The sequence below is a fragment of the Winslowiella toletana genome (assembly GCF_032164335.1).
In the GTDB taxonomy this organism is placed as follows: Bacteria; Pseudomonadota; Gammaproteobacteria; order Enterobacterales; family Enterobacteriaceae; genus Erwinia; species Erwinia toletana_A.
Genome location: NZ_CP134152.1, coordinates 1534752 through 1558576, shown reverse-complemented (window position 1 = coordinate 1558576; position 23825 = coordinate 1534752). Strand labels below are relative to the sequence as shown.

At 55.1% G+C, this 23825-nt stretch carries 24 protein-coding genes, 4 tRNA genes, 3 other RNA genes and 4 pseudogenes; 7 read left to right on the top strand and 28 right to left on the bottom strand.

Annotated features, from left to right (window positions below):
- Positions 1-66 precede the first annotated feature (66 nt).
- Positions 67-564, bottom strand: a complete 498-nt coding sequence (locus RIN69_RS07370; protein WP_313856525.1) for a methylated-DNA--[protein]-cysteine S-methyltransferase — start codon at positions 562-564, stop codon at positions 67-69.
- Positions 565-755: 191 nt separating this feature from the next.
- Here RIN69_RS07370 and RIN69_RS07365 point away from each other — a divergent pair, with 191 nt between their 5' ends.
- Positions 756-2204, top strand: a complete 1449-nt coding sequence (locus RIN69_RS07365) for an AlkA N-terminal domain-containing protein (protein WP_313857630.1) — start codon at positions 756-758, stop codon at positions 2202-2204.
- A gap of 936 nt (positions 2205-3140) precedes the next feature.
- Here RIN69_RS07365 and RIN69_RS07355 read toward each other — a convergent pair.
- The 3 genes from RIN69_RS07355 to RIN69_RS07345 are packed head-to-tail and all read right to left on the bottom strand — an operon-like array spanning position 3141 to position 4808.
- On the bottom strand, positions 3141-4235 hold the full coding sequence (locus tag RIN69_RS07355) for a DUF6708 domain-containing protein (protein WP_313856524.1): 1095 nt from the start codon (positions 4233-4235) through the stop codon (positions 3141-3143).
- A complete protein-coding gene (locus RIN69_RS07350) occupies positions 4228-4551 on the bottom strand; it encodes a hypothetical protein (RefSeq protein ID WP_313856522.1) in 324 nt (107 codons plus the stop codon). Before RIN69_RS07350 ends, RIN69_RS07355 begins: the two co-directional genes overlap by 8 nt.
- Positions 4548-4808 carry a toxin VasX gene (locus tag RIN69_RS07345; RefSeq protein WP_313856521.1) on the bottom strand — a complete coding sequence of 87 codons (261 nt, stop codon included), beginning with the start codon at positions 4806-4808 and terminating at the stop codon, positions 4548-4550. Before RIN69_RS07345 ends, RIN69_RS07350 begins: the two co-directional genes overlap by 4 nt.
- Positions 4809-5064: 256 nt before the next feature.
- On the opposite strand from RIN69_RS07345, the pseudogene RIN69_RS23030 reads away from it, so the two are divergent.
- Positions 5065-5184, top strand: a pseudogene (locus tag RIN69_RS23030) (replication initiation protein); the annotation flags it as partial.
- A gap of 236 nt (positions 5185-5420) precedes the next feature.
- Here RIN69_RS23030 and RIN69_RS07335 read toward each other — a convergent pair.
- A complete protein-coding gene (locus tag RIN69_RS07335; RefSeq protein WP_313856520.1) occupies positions 5421-6509 on the bottom strand; it encodes a DUF6708 domain-containing protein in 1089 nt (362 codons plus the stop codon).
- Positions 6502-7479, bottom strand: coding sequence for a toxin VasX (locus RIN69_RS07330; protein ID WP_313856519.1), 978 nt, complete (start codon positions 7477-7479; stop codon positions 6502-6504). Before RIN69_RS07330 ends, RIN69_RS07335 begins: the two co-directional genes overlap by 8 nt.
- Before the next feature lie 273 nt (positions 7480-7752).
- Between RIN69_RS07330 and RIN69_RS07325 the strand changes: the two genes are divergently transcribed.
- Positions 7753-7899 (top strand): replication initiation protein, encoded by a 147-nt coding sequence (locus RIN69_RS07325; RefSeq protein ID WP_313856518.1) that lies wholly within the window; start codon positions 7753-7755, stop codon positions 7897-7899.
- A gap of 209 nt (positions 7900-8108) precedes the next feature.
- On the opposite strand, the gene RIN69_RS07320 is transcribed toward RIN69_RS07325, so the two are convergent.
- The 9 genes from RIN69_RS07320 to RIN69_RS07275 all read right to left on the bottom strand — a co-directional run bounded on the left by RIN69_RS07320 (position 8109) and on the right by RIN69_RS07275 (position 14488).
- Positions 8109-9203, bottom strand: a complete 1095-nt coding sequence (locus RIN69_RS07320; protein ID WP_313856517.1) for a DUF6708 domain-containing protein — start codon at positions 9201-9203, stop codon at positions 8109-8111.
- Complete coding sequence (locus tag RIN69_RS07315) at positions 9196-9519, bottom strand: hypothetical protein (RefSeq protein WP_313856514.1); 324 nt, start codon at positions 9517-9519, stop codon at positions 9196-9198. The genes RIN69_RS07320 and RIN69_RS07315 overlap by 8 nt, the downstream gene beginning before the upstream one ends.
- A complete protein-coding gene (locus RIN69_RS07310; protein ID WP_313856512.1) occupies positions 9516-9776 on the bottom strand; it encodes a toxin VasX in 261 nt (86 codons plus the stop codon). The genes RIN69_RS07315 and RIN69_RS07310 overlap by 4 nt, the downstream gene beginning before the upstream one ends.
- Before the next feature lie 623 nt (positions 9777-10399).
- A complete protein-coding gene (locus tag RIN69_RS07305; protein ID WP_313856510.1) occupies positions 10400-11491 on the bottom strand; it encodes a DUF6708 domain-containing protein in 1092 nt (363 codons plus the stop codon).
- Positions 11484-11807 (bottom strand): hypothetical protein, encoded by a 324-nt coding sequence (locus RIN69_RS07300; RefSeq protein ID WP_313856509.1) that lies wholly within the window; start codon positions 11805-11807, stop codon positions 11484-11486. Before RIN69_RS07300 ends, RIN69_RS07305 begins: the two co-directional genes overlap by 8 nt.
- The gene (locus RIN69_RS07295; RefSeq protein WP_313856508.1) at positions 11804-12163 is read right to left on the bottom strand and encodes a toxin VasX; all 360 of its coding nucleotides are present in this window, start codon (positions 12161-12163) and stop codon (positions 11804-11806) included. The genes RIN69_RS07300 and RIN69_RS07295 overlap by 4 nt, the downstream gene beginning before the upstream one ends.
- Positions 12164-12793: 630 nt before the next feature.
- Positions 12794-13909: a DUF6708 domain-containing protein gene (locus tag RIN69_RS07285; protein ID WP_313856507.1), complete on the bottom strand. Its 1116-nt coding sequence runs from the start codon at positions 13907-13909 to the stop codon at positions 12794-12796.
- Positions 13902-14225 (bottom strand): hypothetical protein, encoded by a 324-nt coding sequence (locus RIN69_RS07280; RefSeq protein ID WP_313856506.1) that lies wholly within the window; start codon positions 14223-14225, stop codon positions 13902-13904. Before RIN69_RS07280 ends, RIN69_RS07285 begins: the two co-directional genes overlap by 8 nt.
- Entirely contained in the window at positions 14222-14488 is a 267-nt protein-coding gene (locus RIN69_RS07275; protein ID WP_313856505.1) for a toxin VasX, read from the bottom strand. Before RIN69_RS07275 ends, RIN69_RS07280 begins: the two co-directional genes overlap by 4 nt.
- A 298-nt stretch (positions 14489-14786) precedes the next feature.
- Here RIN69_RS07275 and RIN69_RS07270 point away from each other — a divergent pair.
- Positions 14787-14876: pseudogene (locus tag RIN69_RS07270) on the top strand (replication initiation protein); the annotation flags it as partial.
- 243 nt (positions 14877-15119) lie between these two features.
- Here the strand turns inward: RIN69_RS07270 and RIN69_RS07265 are convergent.
- From RIN69_RS07265 to RIN69_RS07255, 3 genes are read right to left on the bottom strand one after another with little or no spacing between them, the layout of a single operon-like run.
- On the bottom strand, positions 15120-16214 hold the full coding sequence (locus RIN69_RS07265; RefSeq protein ID WP_313856503.1) for a DUF6708 domain-containing protein: 1095 nt from the start codon (positions 16212-16214) through the stop codon (positions 15120-15122).
- Positions 16207-16530 (bottom strand): hypothetical protein, encoded by a 324-nt coding sequence (locus tag RIN69_RS07260; protein ID WP_313856502.1) that lies wholly within the window; start codon positions 16528-16530, stop codon positions 16207-16209. The genes RIN69_RS07265 and RIN69_RS07260 overlap by 8 nt, the downstream gene beginning before the upstream one ends.
- A complete protein-coding gene (locus tag RIN69_RS07255) occupies positions 16527-16787 on the bottom strand; it encodes a toxin VasX (protein WP_313856501.1) in 261 nt (86 codons plus the stop codon). The genes RIN69_RS07260 and RIN69_RS07255 overlap by 4 nt, the downstream gene beginning before the upstream one ends.
- A 281-nt stretch (positions 16788-17068) precedes the next feature.
- Here RIN69_RS07255 and RIN69_RS23025 point away from each other — a divergent pair.
- A pseudogene (locus tag RIN69_RS23025) lies at positions 17069-17188 on the top strand (replication initiation protein); the annotation flags it as partial.
- A gap of 236 nt (positions 17189-17424) precedes the next feature.
- Here the strand turns inward: RIN69_RS23025 and RIN69_RS07245 are convergent.
- Together RIN69_RS07245 and RIN69_RS07240 are read right to left on the bottom strand one after the other, a co-directional pair.
- Complete coding sequence (locus RIN69_RS07245) at positions 17425-18519, bottom strand: DUF6708 domain-containing protein (RefSeq protein ID WP_313856499.1); 1095 nt, start codon at positions 18517-18519, stop codon at positions 17425-17427.
- Positions 18512-21163: a T6SS effector BTH_I2691 family protein gene (locus tag RIN69_RS07240; RefSeq protein WP_313856498.1), complete on the bottom strand. Its 2652-nt coding sequence runs from the start codon at positions 21161-21163 to the stop codon at positions 18512-18514. Before RIN69_RS07240 ends, RIN69_RS07245 begins: the two co-directional genes overlap by 8 nt.
- Here RIN69_RS07240 and RIN69_RS07235 point away from each other — a divergent pair.
- Both RIN69_RS07235 and RIN69_RS07230 read left to right on the top strand, forming a co-directional pair.
- Positions 21162-21458 (top strand): hypothetical protein, encoded by a 297-nt coding sequence (locus tag RIN69_RS07235; RefSeq protein ID WP_313856497.1) that lies wholly within the window; start codon positions 21162-21164, stop codon positions 21456-21458. The genes RIN69_RS07240 and RIN69_RS07235 overlap by 2 nt on opposite strands.
- Positions 21459-21606: 148 nt before the next feature.
- A pseudogene (locus RIN69_RS07230) lies at positions 21607-21848 on the top strand (IS66 family transposase); the annotation flags it as partial.
- Between the two features lie 192 nt (positions 21849-22040).
- Here RIN69_RS07230 and RIN69_RS07225 read toward each other — a convergent pair.
- The 8 genes from RIN69_RS07225 to cpoB form a co-directional block, all read right to left on the bottom strand.
- Positions 22041-22116: transfer RNA gene (locus RIN69_RS07225), tRNA-Lys, on the bottom strand.
- A 31-nt stretch (positions 22117-22147) separates the two neighbouring features.
- Positions 22148-22273: non-coding RNA, RtT sRNA (locus tag RIN69_RS07220), on the bottom strand.
- 14 nt (positions 22274-22287) lie between these two features.
- A tRNA-Lys gene (locus tag RIN69_RS07215) sits at positions 22288-22363 on the bottom strand.
- A gap of 31 nt (positions 22364-22394) precedes the next feature.
- A non-coding RNA gene (locus RIN69_RS07210) (RtT sRNA) lies at positions 22395-22518 on the bottom strand.
- A 16-nt stretch (positions 22519-22534) separates the two neighbouring features.
- A tRNA-Lys gene (locus tag RIN69_RS07205) sits at positions 22535-22610 on the bottom strand.
- A 30-nt stretch (positions 22611-22640) separates the two neighbouring features.
- Positions 22641-22766, bottom strand: a non-coding RNA gene (locus tag RIN69_RS07200) — RtT sRNA.
- 14 nt (positions 22767-22780) lie between these two features.
- Positions 22781-22856, bottom strand: a tRNA-Lys gene (locus RIN69_RS07195).
- Between the two features lie 164 nt (positions 22857-23020).
- A complete protein-coding gene (gene cpoB, locus RIN69_RS07190) occupies positions 23021-23824 on the bottom strand; it encodes a cell division protein CpoB (protein ID WP_313856496.1) in 804 nt (267 codons plus the stop codon).
- Between the last annotated feature and the right edge of the window lies 1 nt (position 23825).

Genomic DNA, 23825 nt, shown 5'->3' with positions numbered 1-23825 from the left:
CACGATAGCGAAATTGTTTGTGCCTGTCGCTGAATTTTTATCTTTAAACGCAAGTTGTGACGCGGATCATTCCGATGCTGTCGACCGGGCGGTTTCGATATCCAGTAAAAACGCTTTGGTCGCCAGACCGCCAGCAAAGCCGGTGAGTTTGCCGTTGGCACCAATCACCCGATGACAAGGGGCGACAATTGAAATCGGATTCTTACCATTTGCGGCGCCAACGGCACGCACCGCTTTAGGATGCCCAATCTGTCTGGCAATTTCGCCATAACTGCGGGTTTCGCCAAACGGAATCGCCACCAGTGCTGTCCAGACCTTTTTCTGAAATTCGGTGCCAACAAAATCCAGTGGCAGTTCAAAGTTGCGTCGCCGACCGGCAAAATATTCATTCAGCTGGCGTTCAGTTTCCAGCAGCAGCGGATGCAGGTTATGCTCGCCAGCCGGGCCCAGACGCACCCGTTGCGGATCGTCATCCTGCCACAGTACCGCGGCCAGTCCGTTATCACTGGCCAGTAACGTCAGTACGCCTACCGGCGATGTCATCAGTTTGTAGTAGTAAGCCATTTTCTGCTCTCTGGTTGCTGCTGCGGCGTCGGGATGACAACCGCACTAATGACAGCGATTATCGCTGATTTGCCGGCAACAACTGGCCGTTTTCGGCCATCAGGTTAAAATAGTTTCATGTCCGAAAATGGCCAGTCGCGGGTGATGGCTTGCTCTACAGTGGCGTTAACTTTTACCGTCAGGAGTTCCGCATCATGGATAACAATGCCGCTTATCAGGCACTCACCTCGCGCGATGTGCGTTTCGACGGCGTATTTTATGTTGGTGTCACCTCAACCGGTATTTACTGCCGCCCGATCTGCCCGGTGAAAGCGCCACGCCAGGAAAACTGCCTATTTTTCGACAGTGCCGAAGCGGCAGAAAAAGCCGCTTTTCGCCCCTGCCTGCGCTGCCGCCCTGAACTGGCCCCCGGCCATGCGCCGGTTGACAACGCGCACCGTATCGCCGAACTGTTAGTGCAGCGGATTGATGAAAATGTTGCAGAAGAAGAGAGCCTGCATACTATTGCCGGACAGCTGGGTATCAGCTCACGCCAGCTACGGCGTATCGTGAACCAACAGCTCGGCGTTTCGCCGCGCGAACTGAAGCAGACGCGGCGTCTGTTGTTAGCCAAGCAATTGCTGACCGAGACTCAGCTGCCAGTCACTGAGATTGCTTTTGCCAGTGGTTTTTCCAGCCTGCGCCGCTTTAATGATGCGTTTAATCGCCAGTATCGCCTGTCGCCCAGCCGCCTGCGGAAAGCAGCCGTTGATCCGAACTATCGCTTAATCAATAGTGAAACCTCGACTCTACAACTGAGCTACCGCCCGCCCTACGACTGGCAGGCGATGCTGGCGTTTCTCAGCCTGCGCGCGATTAAAGATGTGGAATTAATCACTGATGACAGTTATGCACGCACCGTCCGTCTTGGCAGCCATACCGGATGGGTGCGCGTGACGCATGCGCCGGCGAAACACGCGCTAATGGTCGAGTTTACCCATTCGTTAACCCCGGTGCTGCCAGCACTGTTACGGCGCTTACGCAACCTGTTTGACCTCAGTGCCCGTCCGGATCTGATTGCTGCCCATTTGCAACAGCATCCGCTGCTGCAACAGAGCCTGCTCACTAATCCAGGTCTGCGGGTACCCGGCGCATTTGATGGCTTCGAAATGGCGATCCGCGCGATTCTCGGCCAGCAAATCACCGTTAAAGCCGCGACCACTATTGCCTGTCGCTTTGCCGACGCTTTTGGCGACCCGATTACCACACCGTTTGCCGGACTCAGCCGCCTGTCACCACTGGCGACCCGTGTTATCGATGCCAGTATCGATGATATCGCCAGCCTCGGGATTGTCAGTGCCCGAGCCAGATGCATTATTGCCATGGCGCAAGCTTGTGCATCCGGTGATCTTCGGCTTGAGGCGGGCAACGACCCGGATCAAACGATAGCTCAACTGGTGACGCTGCCAGGTATCGGCCAGTGGACCGCTAACTATATTGCGATGCGCGCGCTACGCTGGCCGGATGCCTTTCCGAAAGAGGATATTGCGGTAAGAAACAATCTTGGGGGCGTTAGCGCAAAACAGGCTGAAGAGATGTCGCAGGCATGGCGACCGTGGCGCAGTTATGCGGTGATGCATATCTGGAAAAATATGTCGTAGAAAAGGAAGGTGCCATTGGGCGTAGGTAAGCGTCAACTCAGCATCGTCTGGTTCTCTTCGTCAGGCTCTGTCGTTAAGGCATCCACTTATTTCTACAGGTGGACACCTCCGTGAGTACACAACAACGACGTTCCTGTCTGCAATATTACTGGTCAAAACGGCACTCAAGGTCAGTGAAGAAGAGGGCGAGCGTTGCCGGGCTTGCCCGTGAATAAGGCGTTAATGATAATCTGGTCTTTAAATGGTTACGCCTCTGGCAGAGCGAAGGCCGGATATCCCGACCGCGACGTACATACCGAAAAACGGCATCTCCCGCTCTTCTGCCCGTAAAGGTAACCACGGTGCCACTGCTCTCACCGCCCGATAACGTCTGCCATGCCCGGCTCCGGCATGGCGATATCACGCATGACATAAGCGAAATTTACTCGATACCTGACTGTCCCTGAGACACACGATGAGAGGCAAAGGACTGACGACCTCCGGAAAAGAGAAACGGACAAAATTCTTTTCGCAAAGGCACCTGAAGTGCATCCAGCCACAGGTGCGGGACAGAGCGCGAAGGTGACGCTTACAGCGGCCGGGTGAACGACCCTATCGTTCAGTCCGACTGCTGCGCCCGTTCCGGTAACTATCATCTTGAGTTCAACCCGGAAAGGCACGACAAAGCGCCAGTAGCAGCAGCCATTGGTAACAGGGGTGTGCAACAAGGAGTACTAAAGAGGTCCTGAAGTTGTGGCTGGAGTACAGCTGCACCGGAAGAGCAGTTTTGGTAATTGCGGCCTGGTACACCCAGTTACCTCGGTTAGAAAATCTGCCTGGATTTTCTGTCCATCGGAAAAACCACCTGCCAGTTTTTTTCGTTTACAGAGCAGGAGATTACGCACAAAGAAAAAGGATCTCGAGGAGATCCTTTTCGGTTCGTGACCTGGTATGCCGTCAGTCTGCGCTCTCCTGCCCACCATATTTGACTCTCAGGCGGGCGGTAATCCGGTCCATCGCCTCGCGCTCCCGGGTAAAGCTTTGTGCATAGCGCGTTTTACCCTGTAGCCCCAGCATCGGCCGCCAGACCTGCGGCGGGTTATTCTCCGCCCCCTTATTTACCGGATCGTCTGCAGCCGGCTGACAGGCCGCAACCACCTCCGCCGGCCATGCCGGAATTTTGCTGGTCGCCATCACCAGCCAGCGCGGAAAGCTGATCACGAAGAAAATGGGCAGCTGCAGCGCATTCACAATCAGACCGAGCCGCCCGAACAACTGCTTGCTGAGGTAGAGCAGACCGAACAGCCAGCCTTCCTTCTGTTTTTCCACCGGCGGGCACCAGGGAATGGTGTCCACCAGGTCCGGGAGGTACTCATCGCCCTCCTCCATATAACAGCGGATAAATTCCCAGTACATGAGTATGACCTCAGGGCCCTGGCTCAAATCAATCGGAAGGGGGATCACCTCCGCTACCGTGTCCCCGTCTTCTTCCGTAGTGCACCCCACAATGGTCCACTGCGTTGATAATGGCATTTTTGCTGAACACAGAACAAAGTGGATATCCCGCCACGGAACGGACAGCACAGTCCCACCGGACTGGTACACATACACCATCCCGTTTTTACGGTTAAAACGGATCGGATAGTAGGTGCTGAAAAATATCTCGGAGGTCATCGACCGGTATGTTACCCAAGAGAGTGGAAGTGATATTAAGCACCATACCACAATCAAATATATCCAAGTCTGAAGCGGATACCCGCCCTCCCAGAGCATAGGAACTATCAATGAGAGAAAGGTGCCTATAAATATCAGACAAAAAAAGAAAGCCCCGGCCAGCGTCCACGTCCCACGCCAGTTGTAAGAACGATCAACCAGCTCGAGATAGGTCGAGTTCAGCCGCACCACGCTGTCGAACCCGTAAATCCCTTTCACATCCGGGTCGCCTGTTGTGTGCGAATAAATCCGGCTAACATTTTCATCACTGAGCCGGAGAAACCCGGTGTAAAACCGCTTTGACGGGTCGATAGGGAGTCGTTTAAAGGGATTAAACATGTGCCGCTCCCTGTGCGTTCAGGGCCATATAGCCATCCTTTTCCATAAGTGCGTCCGGATAAATAGCCGGAATATCGTTCTCACCCGGCGGCACCCGCCGCCACTGCGTGCTGAGCAGCCAGCTCTGTATATTATTGCGGCTGTGAGTTAACAGCCAGGCTCCCGCTCCCAGAGCCAGCAGCATCCCGACAAAAATCCCCGCTGGTCCCAGCAAAAACGCCGCCAGTTGGAAGCCGGCCAGAGTGGCCCGCGATACGCCAAACAATGAGGTGAGGAGCGCAACGGATATTCTGCTGCCTCCACCAACGGTCATCATCCCGACACCGGCAGCGGATAAAAATAACCGTCGCCGGTGGCGTAATAGTTCATCCAGCGCTGTGAGCGTTCCGCCAGGATATACAGATACCCCTGCCGCATCAGCCGGGCGGCGTAGTCGGCCTCGCCTTCCGCCGCCACAGTGATGCTGCCTGGCGGCGTCGGCAGCCTGTCGCCTTTTTCCATGACTGCCGGACGAACCGGTAAGACGGGTAAACCGTAGCGCCGGCAGAATTTGCATCCCTTCGCGTTGCTCATGATGAGTCAGTTCCTTTTCCTGTCAGGGAGGCTGACCGGCACTATGCCCCTGTTTTTATGGTGGTTATCTCCTCATCATACACCACGCATGACATAAGCGAAATTTACTGGATACCTGAAGGCACACGATGAGAGGCAAAGGACTGACGACCTCCGGAAAAAGAGAAACGGACAAAATCCTTTTCGCAAAGGCACCTGCGGTGCATCCAGCGACAGGTGCGGGACAGAGCGCGAAGGTGACGCTTACAGCGACCGGGTGAACGAACCCATCGTTCAGTCCGACTGCTGCGCCCGTTCCGGTAACTATCATCTTGAGTCCAACCCGGTAAGGCACGACAACGCGCAAGTGGCAGCAGCCATTGGTAACAGGGGTGTGCAACTAAGGAGTACTAAAGAGGTCCTGAAGTTGTGGCTTGAGTACAGCTACACCGGGAGAGCAGATTTGGTAATTGCGGCCTGGTACACCCAGTTACCTCGGCTAGAGAATCTGCCTGGATTTTCTGTCCATCGGAAAAATCATCTGCCAGTTTTTTTCGTTTACAGAGCAGGAGATTACGCACAAAGAAAAAGGATCTCGAGGAGATCCTTTTCGGTTCGTGACCTGGTAGGCCGTCAGTCTGCGCTCTCCTGCCCACCATATTTGACTCTCAGGCGGGCGGTAATCCGGTCCATCGCCTCGCGCTCCCGGGCAAAGCTTTGTGCATAGCGCGTTCTACCCTGTAGCCCCAGCATTGGCCGCCAGACCTGCGGCGGATTGTGCTCAGCCCCCTTGTTGACCGGGTCGTTTTCATCCGGCTGACAGGTCGCAGCTATCTCCGCAGGCCAGATCGGTACCTTACTGGTTTTCATGACCAGCCAGCGTGAAAAGCTGATGATGAAAAAGAAGGGAAACTGCAGTGCATTTACCAGCAATCCGAGCCGCCCGTACTGCTTACTGAGATAGAGTAATCCGAACAGCCAGCCCTCTTTCTGATTTTCCACCGGCGGGCACCAGGGTATCGTATCCACCAGATCCGGAAGATATTCGTCACCTTCTTCCATATAACAGCGGATAAATTCCCAGCACATGGTCAGGTCTTCGGGATCCCAGGCCAGATTAATCGGAAGGGGGAAGGTCCGCGTGATCGCGTCCCCGTCATCTGCCATAACACACCCTGTAATGGTCCATTCTGTAATGGTGAAATTCTTTCCACCAGTCAGAACAAAACGAAGATCCTGCCACGGTACTGATAAAACATCTCCACCGGACTGGTGGACATACACCATCCCGTTTTTACGGTTAAAGCGGATCGGGTAATAGGTACTGAAAAACATCTCAGAGGTCATTAATCGATATGTTGCCCAAGAAATAAGAAGGGCAACACTCCACATACCTATAAAAAAAAACCAGTCAAAAAAAACAAACTCTCCCTGCACCAGGGTTGTAATCAGTTGCCAAACAAAGAAACCGAAAAATGACCAGCAAAAAAAGAAAGCCCCGGCCAGCGTCCACGTTCCGCGCCAGTTGTAATAACGGTCAACCAGCTCCAGATAGGTCGAGTTCAGCCGCACCACGCTGTCGAATCCGTAAATTCCTTTCACATCCGGGTCACCGGTTTTCTGCGAATAAACACGGGAGACGCCTTTATCACTGAGACAAGAAAGACCCCTATGGAACAGTTTTGACGGGTCGGCTGGTACCCGCTTAAAAGGGTTAAACATGTGCGTCTTCCTGTACTGTCAGGGCCATATAGCCCTCTTTTTCCATGCGGGCGTCCGGATAAATAGCCGGAATATCGTTCTCACCCGGCGGTACCCGCCGCCATTGCGTGCTGAGCAGCCAGGTCTGTATATTATTGCGGCTATGAATTAACATCCTGGCTCCCTCTCCCAGAGCCAGCAGCATCCCGACAAAAATCCCCGCTGGTCCCAGGAAGAACACTGCCAGTTCTGAACTGCCAAGCATTGTTGCTGATAACCCCAAACGACCAAGGATTGCGAACGATATTTTGCTGCCACCACCCACGGTCATCATACCAACACCTAAGGCATTAATTGCATGCGCAATACCGATATCTTTCTTTCCGTTATTCCACGCATCCAAAGCGCTATCTACTTCAGCCCCGGCATAAATCAGTCCGCCGCCATACCCTATCCAGCCCCAGATAACTGTCCCCACAATCCTCATCGCACCGTTCCTTATCACCGACATGGCTGAAGGCAGCTCCAGCGATATCAGCGGCGTCATCGCCAGCTTCAGCGCCTCCGCCGTTGACGCCACCGCCATGCCGGCATTGGCCCCGAACACCGTCGCAACCTTCCCTTCAACCGGCAGGCCGCTATTTTTCAGACCATAGCTCAGCACCATCCACTGGAAGTACGCCGAGAACACCGTCCCGCCAAACGTCATGCCTTGCGCCGCCATCTCCGTCGCCAGCGTGCCGGATTTCATCTCCCCACTTTCCACGCGCGGTGGTACGCTGCCGCCTTCCGGCAGCGGATAAAAATAACCGTCGCCGGTGGCGTAATAGTTCATCCAGCGCTGTGAGCGTTCCGCCAGGATATACAGATAGCCCTGCCGCATCAGCCGGGCGGCGTAGTCGGCCTCGCCTTTTTCCATGACTGCCGGACGAACCGGTAAGACGGATAAACCGTAGCGCCGGCAGAATTTGCATCCCTTCGCGTTGCTCATGATGAGTCAGTTCCTTTTCCTGTCAGGGAGGCTGACCGGCTGACCGGAAACTATGCCCCTGTTTTTATGGTGGTTATCTCCTCATCATACACCACGCATGACATAAGCGAAATTTACTGGATACCTGACTGTCCCGGAGGCACACGATGAGAGGCAAAGGACTGACGACCTCCGGAAAAGAGAAACGGACAAAATTCTTTTCGCAAAGGCACCTGAAGTGCATCCAGCCACAGGTGCGGGACAGAGCGCGAAGGTGACGCTTACAGCGGCCGGGTGAACGAACCCATCGTTCAGTCCGACTGCTGCGCCCGTTCCGGTAACTATCATCTTGAGTCCAACCCGGTAAGGCACGACAACGCGCCAGTAGCAGCAGCCATTGGTAACAGGGGTGTGCAACAAGGAGTACTAAAGAGGTCCTGAAGTTGTGGCTGGAGTACAGCTGCACCGGAAGAGCAGTTTTGGTAATTGCGGCCTGGTACACTCAGTTACCTCGGTTAGAAAATCTGCCCGGATTTTCTGTCCATCGGAAAAACCACCTGCCAGTTTTTTTTCGTTTACAGAGCAGGAGATTACGCACAAAGAAAAAGGATCTCGAGGAGATCCTTTTCGGTTCGTGACCGGAAAACCTTTCAGTCTGCGCTCTCCTGCCCACCATATTTGGCTTTCAGGCGGGCAACTATCCGGTCCATCGCCCCGCGCTCCCGGGCAAAGCTTTGTGCATAGCGCGTTTTACCCTGTAGCCCCAGCATCGGCCGCCAGACCTGCGGCGGGTTATTCTCCGCCCCCTTATTTACCGGATCGTCTGCAGCCGGCTGACAGGCCGCAACCACCTCCGCCGGCCATGCCGGGATTTTACTGGTCGCCATCACCAGCCAGCGCGGAAAGCTGATCACGAAGAAAATGGGCAGCTGCAGCGCATTCACAATCAGACCGAGCCGCCCGAACAACTGCTTGCTGAGGTAGAGGAGACCGAACAGCCAGCCTTCCTTCTGTTTTTCCACCGGCGGGCACCAGGGAATGGTGTCCACCAGGTCCGGGAGGTACTCATCGCCCTCCTCCATATAGCAGCGGATAAACTCCCAGTACATGGTCAGGTCTTCGGGATCCAAGTTTAAATTGACTGGAAGAGGGATCGCCTCCGCTACCGTATCTCCGTCGTCCTCCGTAACACATCCGATAATGGTCCATTCAGTGGTGGTAGGGGATACCTTTCCACTGGTCAGAACAAAGTGAATATCTCTCCACGGCACAGACAAAACCGTCCCACAGAATCGGTAGACATACACCATCCCGTTTTTACGGTTAAAGCGGATCGGATAGTAGGTGCTTAACAACGCCTCAGAAGTCATCATTCGGTATGTGAGTAGAGAGAACGGCAATGTGACAGCCCAGATTAAAGCGGTTCCAAACCAGATGCCAAAACTATACCCCCCCCATCCCATCATCACCGCAATGAAGCTGTAGCAAAACAAACTAAAGCTCATGCAAAAAAAGAAAGCTCCTGCCAACGTCTTCGTACCGCGCCAGTTGTAATAACGATCAACCAGCTCCAGATAAGTCGAGTTCAGCCGGACCACGCTGTCGAACCCATAAATCCCTTTTACATCCGGGTCGCCTGCTTTGTGAGAATATATCCGGCTAACATTTTCATCACTAAGCCGGATAAACCCGGTGTAAAACCGCGTTGACGGGTCGGCAGGGAATCGTTTAAAGGGATTAAACATGTGCCGCTCCCTGTGCGTTCAGGGCCATATAGCCATCCTTTTCCACACGTGCATCCGGATAGATTGCCGGAATATCACTCTCGTCCGGCGGCACCCGCCACCACTGCGTGCTGAGCAGCCAGCTCTGTATATCGTTCCGGGTATGGCTTAACAGCCAGGCCCCGGCTCCCAGAATCAGCAGCATCCCGACGAAAATCCCCGCAGGTCCCAGCAGAAACGCCGCCAGTTGAGAGCCGGCCAGAGTGGCCCGCGATACGCCAAACAATGAGGTGAGGAGCGCAACGGATATTCTGCTGCCTCCACCAACGGTCATCATCCCGACACCGGCAGCGGATAAAAATAACCGTCGCCGGTGGCGTAATAGTTCATCCAGCGCTGTGAGCGTTCCGCCAGGATATACAGATAGCCCTGCCGCATTAGCCGGGCGGCGTAGTCGGCCTCGCCTTCCACCGCCACAGTGATGCTGCCAGGCAGCGTCGGCAGCCTGTCGCCTTTTTCCATGACTGCCGGACGAACAGGCAAGACGGGTAAACCGTAGCGCCGGCAGAATTGGCATCCCTTCGCGTTGCTCATGATGAGTCAGTTCCTTTTCCTGTCAGCAGAGGCTGACCGGCTGACCGGAAACTATGCCCCTGTTTTTATGGTGGTTATCTCCTCATCATACACCACGCATGACATAAGCGAAATTTACTGGATACCTGAAGGCACACGATGAGAGGCAAAGGACTGACGACCCCCGGAAAAAGAGAAACGGACAAAATCCTTCTCGCAAAGGCACCTGCGATGCATCCAGCGACAGGTGCGGGACAGAGCGCGAAGGTGACGCTTACAGCGGCCGGGTGAACGACCCTATCGTTTAGTCCGACTGCTGCGCCCGTTCCGGTAACTATCATCTTGAGTTCAACCCGGAAAGGCACGACAACGCGCCAGTGGCAGCAGCCATTGGTAACAGGGGTGTGCAACTAAGGAGTACTAAAGAGGTCCTGAAGTTGTGGCTGGAGTACAGCTGCACCGGAAGAGCAGTTTTGGTAATTGCGGCCTGGTACACCCAGTTACCTCGGCTAGAAAATCTGCCTGAATTTTTTATCCATCGGAAAAACCACCTGCCAGTTTTTTTCGTTTACAGAGCAGGAGATTACGCACAAAGAAAAAGGATCTCGAGGAGATCCTTTTTCGGCTCGTGACCTGGTATGCCGTCAGTCTGCGCTCTCCTGCCCACCATATTTGGCTCTCAGGCGGGCGGTAATCCGGTCCATCGCCTCGCGCTCCCGGGCAAAGCTTTGCGCGTAGCGAGCTTTCCCCTGAAGCCCCAGCATCGGCCGCCAGACCTGCGGCGGGTTATTCTCCGCCCCCTTATTCACCGGATCGTCTGCAGCCGGCTGACAGGCCGCAACCACTTCCGCCGGCCATGCCGGAATTTTACTGGTCGCCATCACCAGCCAGCGCGGAAAGCTGATAACGAAGAAAATGGGCAGCTGCAGCGCATTCACAATCAGACCGAGCCGCCCGAACAACTGCTTGCTGAGGTAGAGCAGCCCGAACAGCCAGCCTTCCTTCTGTTTTTCGACCGGCGGGCACCAGGGAATGGTGTCCACCAGGTCCGGGAGGTACTCATCCCCCTCTTCCATATAACAGCGGATAAATTCCCAGTACATGAGTATGACCTCAGGGCCCTGGCTCAAATCAATCGGAAGGGGAATAGTTTCCGCTACCGTGTCCCCGTCTTCTTCCGTAGTACACCCCACAATGGTCCACTGCGTTGATAATGGCATTTTTGCTGAACACAGAACAAAGTGGATATCCCGCCACGGAACGGACAGTACCGTTCCACCTGACTGATACACATACATCATCCCGTTTTTACGGTTAAAACGGATCGGATAGTAGGTGCTGAAAAATATCTCAGAGGTCATTAATCGATATGTTGCCCAAGAAATAAGAAGGGCAATACTCCACATACATATAAAAAAAAGCCAGTCAGAAAAAACGGATCCTTCCTGCATCAGGATTGTAATCAGTTGCCAAAGAAAGAAACCGAAAAATGACCAGCAGAAAAAGAAAGCCCCGGCCAGCGTCCACGTTCCGCGCCAGTTGTAATAACGGTCAACCAGCTCCAGATAGGTCGAGTTCAGCCGCACCACGCTGTCGAACCCGTAAATCCCTTTCACATCCGGGTCGCCTGTCTGCTGCGAATAAATCCGGGATATGCTATTATCACTCAGATTTAAAAAAGGCGCATTGAACCGTTTTGACGGGTCTCCAGGCAGCCGCTTAAAAGGATTAAACATGTGCGCCTCCCTTTGGGATCAGGCTCATATAGCCCTCTTTTTCCATGCGGGCGTCCGGATAAATAGCCGGAATATCGTTCTCACCCGGCGGCACCCGCCGCCACTGCGTGCTGAGAAGCCAGTTCTGTATATTATTGCGGCTGTGAATTAACAGCCAGGCTCCCGACCCCAGAGCCAGCAGCATCCCGACAAAAATCCCCGCGGGTCCCAGCAGAAACGCCGCCAGTTGAGAGCCGGCCAGAGTGGCCCGCGATACGCCAAACAATGAGGTGAGGAGCGCTACAGATATTCTGCTGCCTCCACCAACGGTCATCATCCAGACACCGGCAGCGTCACCAGCGACGCGGTGGCCAGCTCTGCCGGCTGGGTGATACAGGATTTCATCTCCCCACTTTCCACGCGCGGTGGTACGCTGCCGCCTTCCGGCAGCGGATAAAAATAACCGTCGCCGGTGGCGTAATAGTTCATCCAGCGCTGTGAGCGTTCCGCCAGGATATACAGATAGCCCTGCCGCATCAGCCGGGCGGTGTAGTCGGCCTCGCCTTCCACCGCCACAGTGATGCTGCCTGGCGGCGTCGGCAGCCTGTCGCCTTTTTCCATGACTGCCGGACGAACCGGTAAGACGGATAAACCGTAGCGCCGGCAGAATTGGCATCCCTTCGCGTTGCTCATGATGAGTCAGTTCCTTTTCCTGTCAGCAGAGGCTGACCGGCTGACCGGAAACTATGCCCCTGTTTTTATGGTGGTTATCTTCTCATCATACACCACGCATGACATAAGCGAAATTTACTCGATACCTGACTGTCCCTGAGACACACGATGAGAGGCAAAGGACTGACGACCTCCGGAAAAGAGAAACGGACAAAATCCTTCTCGCAAAGGCACCTGCGATGCATCCAGCGACAGGTGCGGGACAGAGCGCGAAGGTGACGCTTACAGCGGCCGGGTGAACGACCCTATCGTTCAGTCCGACTGCTGCGCCCTTTCCGGTAACTATCATCTTGAGTTCAACCCGGAAAGGCACGACAACGCGCCAGTGGCAGCAGCCATTGGTAACAGGGGTGTGCAACTAAGGAGTACTAAAGAGGTCCTGAAGTTGTGGCTGGAGTACAGCTGCACCGGAAAAGCAGTTTTGGTAATTGCGGCCTGGTACACCCAGTTACTTCGGTTAGAAAATCTGCCCGGATTTTCTGTCCATCGGAAAAATCACCTGCCAGCTTTTTTCGTTTACAGAGCAGGAGATTACGCACAAAGAAAAAGGATCTCGAGGAGATCCTTTTCGGTTCGTGACCCGGTATACCGTCAGTCTGTGCTCTCCTGCCCGCCATATTTGACTTTCAGCCGGGCGATGATCCGGTCCATCGCCTCACGCTCTCTGGCAAAACTTTGTGCATAGCGCGTTTTCCCCTGCAGCCCCAGCATCGGCCGCCAGACCTGCGGCGGGTTATTCTCCGCCCCTATATTGACCGGATCGTTTTCTGCCGGCTGACAGGCTGAAACCACCTCCGCCGGCCACACCGGAATGTTACAGGTAGCCATAACCAGCCAGCGTGGAAAACTAATCACGAAGAAAATGGGCAACTGCAGCGCATTCACAATCAGACCGAGCCGCCCGAACAACTGCTTACTGAGATAGAGCAGCCCGAACAGCCAGCCTTCCTTCTGTTTTTCGACCGGCGGGCACCAGGGAATGGTGTCCACCAGGTCCGGGAGGTACTCATCCCCCTCTTCCATATAACAGCGGATAAATTCCCAGTACATGAGGATGACCTCAGGGCCCTGGCTCAAATCAATCGGGAGGGGAATCGCCTTCGCGACCGTGTCCCCGTCCTCTTCCGTGGTGCACCCCACAATGGTCCATTGTGTTGAGGACCCCATCTTTGCTGAAGTCAGGACAAAGTGGATATCCCTCCACGGTACAAACAGCACCGTTCCACCGGACTGATACACATACACCATCCCATTTTTACGGTTAAATCGGATCGGATAGTAGGTACTGAAAAAAACCTCAGAGGTCATCATTCGATATGTGAGTAGAGAGAGCGGCAATGTGATAGCCCAGATTAAAAGGGTTCCAAACCAGAAACCAAAACTGTACCCCCCCCATCCCATCATCACTCCAATGAAGCTGTAGCAAAACAAACCAAAGAACATACAAAAAAAGATTACCCCGGCCAGCGTCCACGTTCCACGCCAGTTGTAGGACTGGTCAACCAGCTCCAGATAGGTCGAGTTCAGCCGGACCACGCTGTCAAACCCAGAAATACCTTTCACATTCGGGTCGCCTTTTTCCTGCGAATAAATCCGGGAAACGCCTTTATATCCAAACTGCCCCCCTTTATCACTCAGACGAAGAAACCCCTTATAGAACCGCCCTGAGGATGGGTCGACAGGGAGTCGCTTAAAAGGATTAAACATGTGCCGCTCCCTGTGCGTTCAGGGCCATATAGCCGTCCTTTTCCATACGTGCATCCGGATAGATAGCCGGGATATCACTCTCCCCCGGCGGCACCCGCCGCCACTGCGTGCTAAGCAGCCAGTTCTGTATGTCGTTCCGGGTATGGCTTAACAGCCAGGCTCCCGCCCCCAAAACCAGCAGCATCCCGACAAATATCCCCGCAGGTCCCAGCAGAAACGCCGCCAGTTGGAAGCCGGCCAGAGTGGCCCGCGATACGCCAAACAATGAGGTGAGGAGCGCAACGGATATTCTGCTGCCTCCACCAACGGTCATCATCCAGACACCGGCAGCGGATAAAAATAACCGTCGCCGGTGGCGTAACAGTTCATCCAGCGCTGTGAGCGTTCCGCCAGGATATACAGATAGCCCTGCCGCATCAGCCGGGCGGTGTAGTCGGCCTCGCCTTCCGCCGCCACCGGCACAGTGATGCTGCCAGGCGGCGTCGGCAGCCTGTCGCCTTTTTCCATGACTGCCGGACGAACAGGCAAGACGGGTAAACCGTAGCGCCGGCAGAATTGGCATCCCTTCGCGTTGCTCATGATGAGTCAGTTCCTTTTCCTGTCAGGAGAGGCTGACCGGCTGACCGGAAACCATGCCCCTGTTTTTATGGTGGTTATCTCCTCATCATACACCACGCATGACATAAGCGAAATTTACTGAATACCTGACTGTCCCTGAGGCACACGATGAGAGGCAAAGGACTGACGACCTCCGGAAAAGAGAAACGGACAAAATTCTTTTCGCAAAGGCACCTGCGGTGCATCCAGCGACAGGTGCGGGACAGAGCGCGAAGGTGACGCTTACAGCGGCCGGGTGAACGAACCCATCGTTTAGTCCGACTGCTGCGCCCGTTCCGGTAACTATCATCTTGAGTCCAACCCGGTAAGGCACGACAACGCGCCAGTAGCAGCAGCCATTGGTAACAGGGGGGTGCAACTAAGGAGTACTAAAGAGGTCCTGAAGTTGTGGCTGGAGTACAGCTGCACCGGAAGAGCAGTTTTGGTAATTGCGGCCTTGTACACCCAGTTACCTCGGTTAGAAAATCTGCCTGGATTTTCTGTCCATCGGAAAAATCACCTGCCAGTTTTTTTCGTTTACAGAGCAGGAGATTACGCACAAAGAAGAAGGATCTCGAGGAGATCCTTTTTCGGCTCGTGACCTGGTATGCCGTCAGTCTGCGCTCTCCTGCCCACCATATTTGGCTCTCAGGCGGGCGGTAATCCGGTCCATCGCCTCGCGCTCCCGGGCAAAGCTTTGCGCGTAGCGAGCTTTCCCCTGAAGCCCCAGCATCGGCCGCCAGACCTGCGGCGGGTTATTCTCCGCCCCCTTATTCACCGGATCGTCTGCAGCCGGCTGACAGGCCGCAACCACCTCCGCCGGCCATGCCGGAATTTTACTGGTCGCCATCACCAGCCAGCGCGGAAAGCTGATCACGAAGAAAATGGGCAGCTGCAGCGCATTCACAATCAGACCGAGCCGCCCGAACAACTGCTTGCTGAGGTAGAGCAGACCGAACAGCCAGCCTTCCTTTTGTTTTTCCACCGGCGGGCACCAGGGAATGGTGTCCACCAGGTCCGGGAGGTACTCATCCCCCTCTTCCATATAACAGCGGATAAACTCCCAGTACATGAGTATGACCTCAGGGCCCTGGCTCAAATCAATCGGAAGGGGAATAGTTTCCGCTACCGTGTCCCCGTCTTCTTCCGTAGTACACCCCACAATGGTCCACTGCGTTGATAATGGCATTTTTGCTGAACACAGAACAAAGTGGATATCCCGCCACGGAACGGACAGCACCGTTCCACCTGACTGATACACATACATCATCCCGTTTTTACGGTTAAAACGGATCGGATAGTAGGTGCTGAAAAATATCTCAGAGGTCATTAATCGATATGTCACCCAAGAGAGCGGAAGTGATATTAAGCACCAGACCACAATCAAATATATCCAAGTCTGAAGCGGATACCCGCCCTCCCAGAGCATAGGAACTATCAATGAGAGAAAGGTGCCTATAAATATCAGACAAAAAAAGAAAGCCCCGGCCAGCGTCCACGTTCCGCGCCAGTTGTAAGAACGGTCAACCAGCTCCAGATAGGTCGAGTTCAGCCGCACCACGCTGTCGAACCCGTAAATCCCTTTCACATCCGGGTCGCCTGTCTGCTGCGAATAAATCCGGGATATACTATTATCACTCAGATTTAAAAAAGGCGCATTGAACCGTTTTGACGGGTCTCCAGGCAGCCGCTTAAAAGGATTAAACATGTGCGCCTCCCTTTGGGATCAGACTCATATAGCCATCCTTTTCCATACGTGCATCCGGATAGATAGCCGGAATATCGCTCTCGCCCGGCGGCACCCGCCGCCACTGCGTGCTGAGCAGCCAGCTCTGTATATTATTGCGGCTGTGGATTAACAGCCAGGCTCCGGCCCCCAGAGCCAGCAGCATCCTGACAAAAATCCCCGCTGGTCCCAGCAGAAACGCCGCCAGTTGGAAGCCGGCCAGAGTGGCCCGCGATACGCCAAACAATGAGGTGAGGAGCGCAACGGATATTCTGCTGCCTCCACCAACGGTCATCATCCAGACACCGGCAGCGGATAAAAATAACCGTCGCCGGTGGCGTAATAGCTCATCCAGCGCTGTGAGCGTTCCGCCAGGATATACAGATAGCCCTGCCGCATCAGCCGGGCGGCGTAGTCGGCCTCGCCTTCCACCGCCACAGTGATGCTGCCTGGCGGCGTCGGCAGCCTGTCGCCTTTTTCCATGACTGCCGGACGAACCGGTAAGACGGGTAAACCGTAGCGCCGGCAGAATTGGCATCCCTTCGCGTTGCTCATGATGAGTCAGTTCCTTTTCCTGTCAGCAGAGGCTGACCGGCTGACCGGCTGACCGGCTGACCGGAAACTATGCCCCTGTTTTTATGGTGGTTATCTCCTCATCATACACCACGCATGACATAAGCGAAATTTACTGGATACCTGAAGGCACACGATGAGAGGCAAAGGACTGACGACCTCCGGAAAAGAGAAACGGACAAAATCCTTCTCGCAAAGGCATCTGCGATGCATCCAGCGACAGGTGCGGGACAGAGCGCGAAGGTGACGCTTACAGCGGCCGGGTGAACGACCCTATCGTTCAGTCCGACTGCTGCGCCCTTTCCGGTAACTATCATCTTGAGTCCAACCCGGTAAGGCACGACAACGCGCCAGTGGCAGCAGCCATTGGTAACAGGGGTGTGCAACTAAGGAGTACTAAAGAGGTCCTGAAGTTGTGGCTGGAGTACAGCTGCACCGGAAAAGCAGTTTTGGTAATTGCGGCCTGGTACACCCAGTTACCTCGGCTAGAAAATCTGCCCGGATTTTCTGTCCATCGGAAAAATCACCTGCCAGCTTTTTTCGTTTACAGAGCAGGAGATTACGCACAAAGAAAAAGGATCTCGAGGAGATCCTTTTCGGTTCGTGACCGGGAAACCTTTCAGTCTGCGCTCTCCTGCCCACCATATTTGGCTCTCAGGCGGGCGGTAATCCGGTCCATCGCCTCGCGCTCCCGGGCAAAGCTTTGTGCATAGCGCGTTTTACCCTGTAGCCCCAGCATCGGCCGCCAGACCTGCGGCGGGTTATTCTCCGCCCCCTTATTCACCGGATCGTCTGCAGCCGGCTGACAGGCCGCAACCACCTCCGCCGGCCATGCCGGAATTTTACTGGTCGCCATCACCAGCCAGCGCGGAAAGCTGATCACGAAGAAAATGGGCAGCTGCAGCGCATTCACAATCAGACCGAGCCGCCCGAACAACTGCTTGCTGAGGTAGAGCAGCCCGAACAGCCAGCCTTCCTTCTGTTTTTCCACCGGCGGGCACCAGGGAATGGTGTCCACCAGGTCCGGGAGGTACTCATCGCCCTCCTCCATATAGCAGCGGATAAACTCCCAGTACATGGTCAGGTCTTCGGGATCCAAGTTTAAATTGACTGGAAGAGGGATCGCCTCCGCTACCGTATCTCCGTCGTCCTCCGTAACACATCCGATAATGGTCCATTCAGTGGTGGTAGGGGATACCTTTCCACTGGTCAGAACAAAGTGAATATCTCTCCACGGCACAGACAAAACCGTCCCACAGGATCGGTAGACATACACCATCCCGTTTTTACGGTTAAAGCGGATCGGATAGTAGGTGCTTAACAACGCCTCAGAAGTCATCATTCGGTATGTGAGTAGAGAGAGCGGCAATGTAATAACCCACGTTAAAATAGCCGCAAACCAGATGCCAAAACTGTATCCCCCCCATCCCAGCACAGCTCCGATGGTGCCGTAACAAAACAAACCAAAGAACATGCAAAAAAAGAAGGTCCCTGCCAACGTCTTCGTACCGCGCCAGTTGTAATAACGGTCAACCAGCTCCAGATAAGTCGAGTTCAGCCGGACCACGCTGTCGAACCCATAAATCCCTTTCACATCCGGGTCGCCTGTCTGCTGCGAATAAACTCGAGAGACGCCTTTATCACTCAGCCGGAGAAACCCGGTGTAAAACCGCGTTGACGGGTCGGCAGGGAATCGTTTAAAGGGATTAAACATGTGCGGCCCCCTGTGCGGTGAGGGCCATATAGCCGTCTTTTTCCATACGGGCGTCCGGATAAATAGCCGGAATATCACTCTCGCCCGGCGGCACCCGCCGCCACTGCGTGCTGAGCAGCCAGCTCTGTATATTATTGCGGCTGTGGATTAACAGCCAGGCTCCCGCCCCCAGAGCCAGCAGCATCCCGACAAAAATCCCCGCAGGTCCCAGCAGAAACGCCGCCAGTTGAGAGCCGGCCAGAGTGGCCCGCGATACGCCAAACAATGAGGTGAGGAGCGCTACAGATATTCTGCTGCCTCCACCAACGGTCATCATCCCGACCCCCGCGGAATTAATCAAATGCCCCAGGCCAGTGCCGACTTTTCCTTCGAAGGCATCAGACAATCCATTCCAAAATTCAATACCGGAATAAATTACACCGCCACTATACCCTGTCCAGCCCCAGATACCCGCCCCCACAACCCTCATCGCGCCGTTCCTGACCAGCGATATGACCGAAGGCAGCTCCAGCCTCATCAGCGGCGTCATCGCCAGTTTCAGCGCCTCCGCCGTTGACGCCACCGCCATGCCGGCATTGGCCCCGAACACCGTCGCAGCCTTCCCTTCAACCGGCAGGCCGCTATTTTTCAGACCATAGCTCAGCACCATCCACTGGAAGTACGCCGAAAACACCGTCCCGCCAAACGTCATGCCTTTCGCCGCCATCTCCGTCGCCAGCGTACCGGGTTTCATCCCACTCAGCTTCGCCACCGATGCATTCAGTGAAGTCGGGAACAGCATCCGCGCCAGTTCATCCTCCGTGAGCATCACCGTACTGAGCTTCGCCAGCCGTTCTTTAACCGGCAGGGCTGCCAGCGCTTTCGCCGCCGCCACATCCAGGATGCGCGGCAGCTGTATCTGCCCACCCGCGCTCTCCGGCAATTCTTTCACCAGCCGCTCAGCCAGCTTACGCATCGCGGTATACAGCTGGCCGCCGCTTTTTCCGCTCATCTCCAGCATCCCGGCCATTCCCCGGGTCATGGCCCCGACAAAGTTTTTCGTCCCCGGCATCACGCTGACCGCCGAGAACGCCTTGCCCTGCATCGCCAGCATCCCGATGGCAAAGCGCACCGGCGTACCCTTCACCATCAGGTCCACCGATTTCATCATCGCCTCAGACCACAGCAGGCTGAGCTTTTCCAGCCCCGTCAGAATGGCACCGGCATAGTTGCCGCTGTATCCCTTGGCCCCGTCTGCCAGGCGATCCCAGCTCATCCCCAGCCACCAGTCCGGCCCGCCGGTTTTCAGTTGTGCATCTACCTGCGCTATCCACCCGTCATGATTAAAGAATGCCGCCCGCTGCAGGAAGTTTTCCGGGGTCAGCGCGGCCTGATTCAGCTGCTGGTCGATGTGGGTGATTACCCCACCTTTGTCACTCATCCCCGCCAGCACTTTCGCCACCGTCTGGATATAGCGCCCGCCGCTGTGCGCACAGGTCGGGTCAAAATGCTGCACAAAGTAATCGGCCATCGCCGGCCCCTGCAGCCAGGCCAGGTACATCCGGGTAACGGGAATGACTGAACTATTGTCGTACGCTGTCAGCCAGTCTTCCAGGGTCTGGCTGAACGCCTGCTCCTGCGTCCGGTCGATGTATTTTTCGTAACCGCTCTGCCACGCCTCGTCCACCCGGTCATCCCGGCTGACATCGTTCAGCGCGTGCATCCTGTCGGCCACGGCCGGGGCCGGAAAATGCGGTCCCGCCGGGCTGTCCCAGCCGTAGCGCATCTGCTGCTCAAAATGCGCGTCGCCGGTCTCTGCAGACAGATAAAAATGATTGCGCATCGCCAGCTCAACGCTGCCGAGCATCGTCTGCAGCGCAATACCCCGGCTCAGCGCCGGGTTAGTGGCAATGGCCTGCTGCATCCGGTAGCGCGCCAGCGCCGAAATCTCCGTCGCCACCCCGACCGGATCGGAAAGCACCAGAATCGCGCCGTTGCCGGCGCTCAGGCTCTCGGCGGCCTGCTGCAGGTCGGTTGCTGAATGCCGGCTAACGGCCCTGAGGGGTGACGGTGTCCAGTGTTTAAGGGTGCTGCGGCTCAGCCCCGGGCTGTACTCCGCCACGCTGCTGAGCTGGCTGAACGGCAGCGCCTGCTGTCCGCTGTGCCTGGCAAGCCACGCATCCATATCAAATGGCTGCATGTACCGGCGGCGGAAAGTCGCCTCCTCATGCTGCCGGCGCACTGCAGGCGTCCACTGCTCTTCTGACCAGGCAAACCAGTACACCCCGTTCAGCATACCCGGCGGTTTTACCGGCAGCGTCACCAGCGACGCGGTGGCCAGCTCTGCCGGCTGGGTAATACAGGGTTTCATCTCCCCGCTTTCCACGCGCGGCGGTACGCTGCCGTCTTCCGGCAGCGGGTAAAAATAACCGTCGCCGGTGGCGTAATAGTTCATCCAGCGCTGTGAGCGTTCCGCCAGGATATACAGATAGCCCTGCCGCATCAGCCGGGCGGTGTAGTCGGCCTCGCCTTCCGCCGCCACCGGCACAGTGATGCTGCCAGGCAGCGTCGGCAGCCTGTCGCCTTTTTCCATGACTGCCGGACGAACAGGCAAGACGGGTAAACCGTAGCGCCGGCAGAATTTGCATCCCTTCGCGTTGCTCATGATGAGTCAGTTCCTTTTCCTGTCAGGAGAGGCTGACCGGCTGACCGGAAACCATGCCCCTGTTTTTATGGTGGTTATCTCCCCATCATACACCACGCATGACATAACCGAAATCAGCTACCGGACAGGCAAGGATCAACACGGTGAGTTTGAAACCAGTGAACTGATACGGATCAACGGTGATCTCAATACGAGTGCGACACCGCGGCGGCACAGAAAGGGACCGTCAAAAGGTGATATTTCGGCGGAAAATTCGCAGCTCGCGGCGATTCAGAAGCAACTGGACTCCCTGTAGCAGACTATCACCCTGATAGCAGCTTGAGCTGATGCGCAGTACCTTCCGGGTTATCAGCACGGTGCGGGCGCGAGTGCTGCCGGGCTGGATGAGCGCCTGCTGCTGCCTGATGGCCCCGGTGGAGGAGGCGCTGGCGTATTAAAGCGGGGACGGCTGGGCAGAGCCAGACAACAATATCGCAGAAAACGCTCTGCAGATGGTGAGCCTGGCGCGGAAAAACTGGCTATTCTTCGGCTCAGATCACGGCGGCGATCGCGTTGCGCTGATGTACAGCAAACTGAATGGCGTAGATTTTGAGAGCTATATGCGGCATCTGATGACAGTTATCGCCGACTGGCCGGTCATCCGCGTACCTAACTTCTGCTGTGGAATATCATTATCCGTTCTGAAGTAGAATCAATACGGTTCAGGTTGGACGCTGACCGGCGAGAAATAATTCCGGCGATTTAATGGGATATTTGAGTGGGGGCGTTTGCAACTCCCTTTCTCATGCCACCCAGGGAACCGGCAATGAAAACATCACCGCCACTACAATGGCATCAGAAACGAAAAAAGCACCCATTGGGTGCTTTTTCCTGAATTTGGTGGGTCGTGCAGGATTCGAACCTGCGACCAATTGATTAAAAGTCAACTGCTCTACCAACTGAGCTAACGACCCGCTGTGCGGTTTAAACTATTACTCTTCGAAGTGGTGGGTCGTGCAGGATGACTCGGCCTGTGGCCTCGCCCTTCAGGCCGTTGCCGGAGGCAACGTTGTCTCGCTTTCGCTCGACCCGAACCTTTACGGTTCTCATCCTTTCCGATTTGACACCGGGTACAACTTTTAAATTGGTGGGTCGTGCAGGATTCGAACCTGCGACCAATTGATTAAAAGTCAACTGCTCTACCAACTGAGCTAACGACCCGCTGTGCGGTTTAAACTTTTACTCTTCGAAGTGGTGGGTCATGCAGGATGACTCGGCCTGTGGCCTCGCCCTTCGGGCCGTTGCCGGAGGCAACGTTGTCTCGCTTTCGCTCGACCCGAACCTTTACGGTTCTCATCCTTTCCGATTTGACACCGGGTACAACTTTAAAATTGGTGGGTCGTGCAGGATTCGAACCTGCGACCAATTGATTAAAAGTCAACTGCTCTACCAACTGAGCTAACGACCCGCAGTGCGGTTTAAACTTTACTCTTCGAAGTGGTGGGTCGTGCAGGATGACTCGGCCTGTGGCCTCGCCCTTCGGGCCGTTGCCGGAGGCAACGTTGTCTCGCTTTCGCTCGACCCGAACCTTTACGGTTCTCATCCTTTCCGATTTGACACCGGGTACAACTTTAAAATTGGTGGGTCGTGCAGGATTCGAACCTGCGACCAATTGATTAAAAGTCAACTGCTCTACCAACTGAGCTAACGACCCACTTTTATGCTGTCAGCGCGCTTTCACTTATGCCCTGTCAACGGCGGCATATATTACTGATTTGAATTTTCAGCGCAACCACTATTTTCCAATAAGTGGTTCAACTGCTTGCCTTTCGTGCGGCAAGACCAGAAATCACTCGATATCTGGTCAAACCGCGACGATTACAGGCTCGCAGCGCGTTTTTGCGCCTGCTTTGCTGATTCAGTATTTGGATACTGTTTGATGACCTGCTGATAAACCGCTTTGGCTTTCGCATTGTCACCTTTGTCCTGCATGATCACCCCCACCTTATACAGCGCTTCCGAGCTTTTCGGTGATTTAGGGTAATTTTTGACAACAGTAGCGAAATAATAAGCAGCGTCGTCTTTCTTACCTTTGTTGTAATTCAACTGACCGAGCCAGTAATTGGCATTCGGCTGGTAAGTAGAGTCCGGGTATTTCTTAATGAATGCCTGAAAAGCCGCAATCGCTTGATCGTATTGCTTCTTCTCCAGCACCAGCGATACCGCAGCATTGTAATCCGTGTTGGCATCACCGCTCTGCGTTGGGGCAGCAGTGCTGCTGTCGCCGCCTGTAGACGCCCCGGTAGCCGCTGCCGCAGCACCCGCACCAGCAGAAGCTGCATCGCCACCTGACGCGGCCTGTGCGCCACCGTTGCTGCTGATACTGTCGATTTGTTGATAGATCTGTTTCTGCCGCTCAACAACCTGATTCAGTTGGTAAGTACTTTCCTGAATCTGACCACGCAATGAGTCGATATCGCGCTGATTATCATTTAGCTGCTGCTGAAGTTGTTGAAGGAGTTGCCCCTGAGCATTAGAAATACGCTCAAGTGTAGTGACACGGTCTTCTACCGAGCCAGAGCCAACGCTACTGATTGACGCCTGGGCATTAGCGGCCCAGGGGGCCGCTACGCCAATCAGTAACGACAGACTCAACAGGTGAGTTCTGAAGCTACTAATCATG